The sequence below is a fragment of the Xenorhabdus kozodoii genome, assembly GCF_002632875.1.
Taxonomy (GTDB): Bacteria; Pseudomonadota; Gammaproteobacteria; order Enterobacterales; family Enterobacteriaceae; genus Xenorhabdus; species Xenorhabdus kozodoii.
Map to the genome: position 1 here is coordinate 3,741 of NZ_NJCX01000044.1, position 6,543 is coordinate 10,283.

A 6,543-nucleotide genomic window follows, 5' to 3' on the forward strand; every position below is an offset into this window, starting at 1 on the left:
CCGGCTGAATGAGCTTCTTCCCTGGCCTGAAAACCCGTTTAGCTAAATCCCCCTTTATTCTTATCTGATAAAGCAAGGTGAGATCACCGGACGGTTACGGATGAAGAACAGGATCGGGGTAAGGCTTTCCATTTCTATCCCGATCGTTTGTTGACCGGCATGGATCACTATTGGGATGACGAACCGGTCTGGTTCTATTCACTGGAAAGGGGGGAAGATGCGTTAGGCCGGTTGCAATACGACCTGGTCTTCCGGGACAGTCGGGGGCAGCCGATGACGCAACCCCCGGCACGAAAATTTATCGGCCAGATAATGACCTTTGAACTTCAGCCGGTGCCATTAATGGCGGGTGAGCGGTGTGATGCAGATGAAACCCTCCCGGAAAATTTGCAAGTCAAAAACCTGACACCCCCTTCGTCGCCCTATCCGCCGCTCACCGACAGTCACCATTATTGGACGCTGCTGTCACATTATTCTGCCAGCCCGTGTTTGCTGTATTTCGCTGACGCACTGAAAGAGTTACTGCGCGGCTATGATTTTTATGCCGGGACAGACCGCAACCGGAGCCGGGCATTGCAGCGGATGATCGCGGGGATTGTGGTTGTTCACTCAGAAGCCAAAGACTGGCTGATTAAAGGGGTTCCGCATCGCTGCCTGTTGATTGAACTGACGCTGGAGGACAGTGCCTACCACCATGAAGGGGAAGCGTTTATGTTTGCTCATACCATATCCCAGTTTCTGCCGTTCTGCCTGACCCAAGATATGCGTCTGTTGATGACCTGCCGCACGACCGCGGGCAGGCGCTATGCGTTATCCCGTACTCCCGTGCAGGGATACCGGCCATTAATGTAACCATAAGGAAATACCGTGATGGATGGTTTAGTTTTTACCTGCCAAATCGGCAGGCTCCCGCCGGCCACCTTTCAGGTGGTGAACTTCACCCTGCGGGAACACTTATCCCAGCTGTTTCACCTTAGCCTGACGGTGGTCAGCGCCACCCATAACCTTCCCTTGCGTGAGCAACTTAACCGGGAAGCCTCACTGACAGTCAAGCGCAACGGTGTGGTTGAACGCACAGTGAATGCTATCGTGGCGGGGCAACACAGGGCAATACCGATGGAAATCGGACGGTGTACACCTTTACCCTGCGCCCGGCAATGTGGCGGATGACACTCAACCAGGACAGCCGTATTTACCAGCACCTTTCTGTTCCCGACATTTTGAAGGCATTGCTGAGAGAGCACCGGGTCAAAGCAGACAGCAAATTCTATGATAATGCCGGTTATCATGCGCCCCGCGACTACATTACCCAGAAGCGGGAATCCGCTTATGATTTCTGGTGCCGGCTAGCCGCAGAAGAAGGTATTATTTTCTGGTTTGAGGAAAACCAGCTGTTTTACAGCAACTCCCACCTCGGTATGACGGCCGCCTTACCCCTGGTCTACAACGGCCAACCCAACACGGATGATACCGATTCCACCGTCTGGCAATGGCAATACGGGGAATATTTATGCCCGGATGAATTTATCCATAAAGATTACAATTACCTGCGTCCTTCCCAGCCAATGCAGACCCAGGCTAATGCAGAACCCAGTAGCGGGCATTCTGTTTTTGAAAGTTACGGGCGGTTCCCGTGGAGCAAAACGGGACAGCCCCTGGGTAAAATCCGCCTTAACCAGTTGAACAGTGAAAGCAAACTGGGTTCGGCACAGTCTAACTGTATCAAATTACGGCCGGGTAAAATCTTTACCCTCCGTGCGCATCCGTCTGAAACGATGAATGACCGCTGGCAGGTGGTGAGCATCACCCATCATGGCGCTCAGCCGCAAGCAGCAGGAATAGGCGGTGAAGGCACCACATTAACCAGCGATATGACCTTTATCCCCGGCTTTGATGACTGGCGGCCACCGTATCACTATAAACCGCTGGCAGACGGTGACGAGCTGGCCACGGTTGTCGGCCCGGAAGGGGAAGAGATATTCACCAATGAATTCGGGGCCATTAAGGTTCATTTTCACTGGAACCGTTACGATAAACCCGGTGACGGTTCGTCCTGTTGGGTTCGGGTGTCTCAGGGTTGGAACGGCAACAACTTCGGTTTTATGGCAGTTCCCCGTATCGGGCAGGAAGTCATTATCTCTTACCTGAACGGCGATATTGACCGACCGATTGTGACTGGCTGCAACTACAATGGACGTAACAGTCCGCCGCTGGATTTACCGGGTCAAAAAACCCGCACGACCTTTAAAACTAAAACGCATAAAGGTGAAGGCTTTAACGAGCTGCGTTTTGAGGATGCCAAAGGCAGTGAAGAAGTGTATATCCATGCCCAGAAGGATATGAATACCAAGGTACTGAACAATCGTACCACTCATGTGGATGTTGACCATGAAGAGCGTATTGGCAACGACCAGAAGATAACAATAGTACGTGACCAGTTTGAAGAGATTCAGCGCAATCGCCAAACAGTTATCAAACAGGATGATGACGAATCCGTTTCCGGTCACCAGACGCTGCGGGTAGAGAAAAACCAGTCTAGCACCATCACCGGACAGCAAAGCATCACAATAGGCAAAAGCCAGTTGCTGGAAGTGACTGATAATCAGGAAGTGCGTGTCGGTAAACACATTGTGCTGCAATCCCAAAGCGGCCAGATCACCATTGGCAATTCAGGTGGTCAGATTATTATCGATCCCACGGGGGCGATCACTATATCCGGTACCGCCATTTCCATGACCGAACACGCAGCAGGAAAAGCCGGTGCTCAGGCTCTGTTTGATTATTCCGGGCGTTATATTCTGACCAACAGCAAAAACGCGAATAAACCGCTGGCCAATACGTTGTATCAGATAAAAACCGCCTCCGGGCAAATGATTTCCGGCAAGACGGATGCGGCGGGAAGAACATCGATTGTCCAAACGCCTCAGTCTGAAAATTTGGAATTTAGTATCCCGGAAGAGCAAAAAAAGGCAAAAACTAAAACGCTGTACCACGTGGGGGATAACCAACCTGTGGATTACATTATGGAATTTAAGGAGGAATCAAAATGACCCAACAATTACAACCCGGTGGTATGTGTCCAGCCATTACATCAGTGAGATGTAAAATGGAGCGAGTCGCATTTCCCAAAGATGAGGATCAATGTTATTTAGCCAAGAAAGCGGCTTTCGCTATTTGGGCACCAAAGGCAGGAATAAATAAAAATGGAGCTGCATTTTCGCTAAAACAAGCAGTGATGAGTGGCCTCATCAGAGTTGAGGAAAAAATTCACGATTGGTTATGGCAATACAAGGCTGAAGTCGTTTTCTTTATGAGAGGATATGATGTGCCATTACCAATGCTGGCCAATAGTGAGGCAAGAAGAACTAAATACGCAGGCAATCTCCCCCATTCAGAAAGCCCATTCTCACATTTGACTAACGTGGAAAAGAATAAATTCGGTGTTACGAGTATCCGGCGACCAGATATTATTCTGGTCAAAAACAAGCAACTCCGCTGGCCTGGACGTGAAGGTCAATATTTTGATGGTTCTGTTCACCCTGATAACCTCAAGATGCTCATTGAAGTGAAGTTTCCTGGTGATACTTTGAAGAAAGGGCAGGAAATAGATTATGAAATAATCGCCACTCAAGCTCGTTTTGGGGTTTTTGTTGTTGAGGATAACCGTGATTCAAAGGAATGGGAAACGCTTACGGAAGAAGCTAAAGCCGCCGAACGGGAAAACATTAAGCAGCACTTGTCGCAATTCAGCCGTTCTATTATCCCCCCTGCAATAGAAGGATTGGCTTCTTCTTTACCAGTGCCAATACCAGGCTATACAGGTATTGAGCAATTATTACTAAAAAATATTCCCTTAGTCAGTGAGAAGCAATGGCAACACGAACCTATATTTAGTTTGTGGTTAGCCGTGCGTCATACGGCCATTCCAGCGATGATAGCACTTTCTTCCGAAAAGGAATCATCATTTTTAGAGCGCGTAGAGCAATATTACGATCAGAGTGCCAGATTTGTATCAGAAAGTGTGACTTATGCCAAAAATGCCATTGTCCGAAGTTGGGAATGGACATGGGATTTAACGGCCAGCGGGTTCAATTACCTGAGTGATAAAACCCGCGCGGCATTAGCGGCTTGTGGTGCCTGGTTTCGTGAATCAGGGCAATGGATAGCAGATGAAATTATCGATCCGGTGACAAAAAAGCTAAGTTATGCCATTCATTGGGTCAGTGAAAAAACCAGGGAAATCGTTCGCCTCACTGAAGCTAAAATCAAGGAAGCCGTAGAAACGGTATACAAATATACCGATTTGACGATAGACGCACTGAAACAGGTCGATTGGTATCAGATAGCCGCTGATCTGGGCAACGGTACAATTCAATTGATGGTAAAAATAGGAGAAGAAATCATTACCATTATTGAAACTATTGTTGTTGCCGCTATAGTTTTGTTGGCGGGTTTAATTATCTGGGTGGGTGGCGTTGTTGGTGGTGTCGCGTCCGCAATATGGGCAACCCTGACAGCGGCAGTGGCGGGCATTACCGCATTAACAGCGGCAACCGCATCATAAGGAAAAATGATTATTATGAATAAAGAAGCCTATTTTGAGCATATCAAGGCCCAATTAACGGGATTTACCCTGCAAAGTGAGCGAGACATTACCGTCACCCGTTTAGGTTTGGCAATCACGTTGTTTTTTAAACAAGGTTATACCCGTGAAAAAAAAGAACGGATTTTAGCCTGTTATCGCCGATTTCGGGAAATGTACGGTGATAAGTTAAGATTCCATACCCATGAATTTGATGGGTTGAAAAAATATTCAGATCAAAATATTACAAAAGTTGAGCAATTAATTCTGAATGCCGATGGTAATCTGACATGCGGTTGGGATATCAGTGATGCAAAAAATGTGAGTGAAGCCCCTCAATATTGGATGCACTATATTGATTCATATGAAATAGCAGGTAACAAAGGTAGCTCTTACCTGTGTCTAGTATTACCGTGGGATATTCTAACTACAGAACAAGGACAAGCTGAATTTATAGAATGGTTGACATTTTTATGTAGCCAATTGAATCCAGATCATGGTGATTGTGGTTATACAGTAGTACTACCGCGGGATTATCATCTGTATATGCCGCAAGAATACCAGCTTGCTATTCGTTATCCTACTATGCAGGTTAACTCTACCGTACACATGTGTGCAAGACACTATTTTAATAGTATACGTAGTATTAACTGGATTACTTTGTTATCAAAACGCTTCATTAAACGATTAGGTAATGAGCAATGGATTAGAAAAAAATTGTCTACCCACCCAGAGATCATTATTACCAAGTATGATAATGGGTTGATAATTCAAGCGGGAGAATATCCTGATTTAACTCCATTACCTGCTAATGTCCCAGAAAGCTATTTAGCTATTAATGAACTGATCCGGCCTATCCGTTATGTGATGAAAGAAGGTGATTCTCTGCATTCTTATGGTGAAGGTCATTTCACCGGTAAAACCAGTGCCCTCTGGTATGCCCGTTATGACCGTGGTCCCTTACAGGTTGACCCGCTGATGGCTGGTGAACCGGCCAGAGTCGATGGTTACTGGACAACCCAAGGGCGTGAAGGCCTGGAGAACGTCATTCTGCAAGGCGATATTGCCCCAGATGTTGAAGGTAATGCGCCTGGCACAACCGTATGGCGTTTGGTGCGCCAGATTGAACATGACGACATGAAAGATCTAAAGGAACTTGAGGTACAACAAAATGCGGGCAACCATTGACGGGAAAAAAATTATCCTGAAAGGCGATACCACCAACACAAGCGGCACCGTACTAACAGGTTCAGGGCTAACCAAACAGGGTGAACCGGTTGCCTGTGTCGGTGACAGCGTGTTTTGTCCCGCCTGTAAAAGTACGGGGACTATTGCTGAAGGTTCTCCACTGACAGCGATACAAGGTAAAGCCGTTGCCCTGGAGGGACACAAAGTGGATTGCGGTTGTTCATCTGGATGCACGCTGGTTGCAGCGGGTTATCACGGACTAGCCTGACCGATTGAGATGCGCTTCAGTGGCTGTTTTAACAGCCACTGATTTCATTTAGTTGATAAATCGATGCAACATTGCTACCGGCCACACGCAAATCCCGTCACCGCCCAGCTATTGCGCATCCACCGGTTTGTCTCGGCCCAAAACGCCCATTTCGCCTGATGCTCGGCGGAACCTGAACTGGCCGCCAGATAATCTGTTGATGTCACATAAAATTCCCGCAGCCAGCCATCATAAAGATAAAAATTACCCCACTCCTCATAGAGTTGTTCAAGGGCATATCGGGACGCAATTTGGCTACCGAGTGACTGGCAAAGCTGTTTCGCATTCATATAAAAATCTTGTGTCAGCCCGGAGCGCTCAAACCAGGGTAACCGTCCGGTGATCTCACCTTGCTTTATCAAATAAAAATAAAGGGGGATTTAGCTAAACGGGTTTTCAGGCCAGGGAAGAAGCTCATTCAGCCGGTTGTTCGGCCAGGTGGGTAACCGGCGCAGGACATCACGTA

The 6,543-nt window shown here is 47.5% G+C and carries 8 protein-coding genes; 6 read left to right on the forward strand and 2 right to left on the reverse strand.

From position 1 onward, the window contains the following. Nucleotides 1-159: 159 nt before the first annotated feature. From Xkoz_RS18310 to Xkoz_RS18330, 6 genes are read left to right on the forward strand one after another with little or no spacing between them, the layout of a single operon-like run. Nucleotides 160-852, forward strand: coding sequence for a type VI secretion system baseplate subunit TssF (locus Xkoz_RS18310; protein WP_099143390.1), 693 nt, complete (start codon nt 160-162; stop codon nt 850-852). A gap of 18 nt (nt 853-870) precedes the next feature. Beyond that, entirely contained in the window at nt 871-1,170 is a 300-nt protein-coding gene (locus Xkoz_RS25495; protein WP_339373910.1) for a hypothetical protein, read from the forward strand. After that, a complete protein-coding gene (locus tag Xkoz_RS18315; RefSeq protein WP_339373911.1) occupies nt 1,131-3,050 on the forward strand; it encodes a type VI secretion system Vgr family protein in 1,920 nt (639 codons plus the stop codon). The genes Xkoz_RS25495 and Xkoz_RS18315 overlap by 40 nt, the downstream gene beginning before the upstream one ends. Beyond that, a complete protein-coding gene (locus Xkoz_RS18320; protein WP_099143391.1) occupies nt 3,047-4,564 on the forward strand; it encodes a VRR-NUC domain-containing protein in 1,518 nt (505 codons plus the stop codon). The genes Xkoz_RS18315 and Xkoz_RS18320 overlap by 4 nt, the downstream gene beginning before the upstream one ends. 15 nt (nt 4,565-4,579) lie before the next feature. Then, entirely contained in the window at nt 4,580-5,770 is a 1,191-nt protein-coding gene (locus Xkoz_RS18325; protein WP_099143393.1) for a type VI immunity family protein, read from the forward strand. Then, complete coding sequence (locus Xkoz_RS18330; protein ID WP_099143392.1) at nt 5,754-6,038, forward strand: PAAR domain-containing protein; 285 nt, start codon at nt 5,754-5,756, stop codon at nt 6,036-6,038. The genes Xkoz_RS18325 and Xkoz_RS18330 overlap by 17 nt, the downstream gene beginning before the upstream one ends. A gap of 74 nt (nt 6,039-6,112) precedes the next feature. On the opposite strand, the gene Xkoz_RS18335 is transcribed toward Xkoz_RS18330, so the two are convergent. Together Xkoz_RS18335 and Xkoz_RS26460 are read right to left on the reverse strand one after the other, a co-directional pair. Next, nucleotides 6,113-6,367 carry a hypothetical protein gene (locus Xkoz_RS18335; RefSeq protein ID WP_244183514.1) on the reverse strand — a complete coding sequence of 85 codons (255 nt, stop codon included), beginning with the start codon at nt 6,365-6,367 and terminating at the stop codon, nt 6,113-6,115. Between the two features lie 90 nt (nt 6,368-6,457). Then, nucleotides 6,458-6,543 (reverse strand): transposase domain-containing protein (locus tag Xkoz_RS26460; RefSeq protein WP_141554444.1); only part of this gene is annotated, 86 nt, incomplete at its 5' end.

Bases quoted from the DNA above. Each gene is read 5' to 3' on its own strand.
- Xkoz_RS18310 (WP_099143390.1), top strand. From the start codon at position 160: ATGGATCACTATTGGGATGACGAACCGGTCTGGTTCTATTCACTGGAA.
- Xkoz_RS25495 (WP_339373910.1), top strand. From the start codon at position 871: ATGGATGGTTTAGTTTTTACCTGCCAAATCGGCAGGCTCCCGCCGGCC.
- Xkoz_RS18320 (WP_099143391.1), top strand. From the start codon at position 3,047: ATGACCCAACAATTACAACCCGGTGGTATGTGTCCAGCCATTACATCA.
- Xkoz_RS18325 (WP_099143393.1), top strand. From the start codon at position 4,580: ATGAATAAAGAAGCCTATTTTGAGCATATCAAGGCCCAATTAACGGGA.
- Xkoz_RS18330 (WP_099143392.1), top strand. From the start codon at position 5,754: ATGCGGGCAACCATTGACGGGAAAAAAATTATCCTGAAAGGCGATACC.
- Xkoz_RS18335 (WP_244183514.1), bottom strand. From the start codon at position 6,367: ATGAATGCGAAACAGCTTTGCCAGTCACTCGGTAGCCAAATTGCGTCC.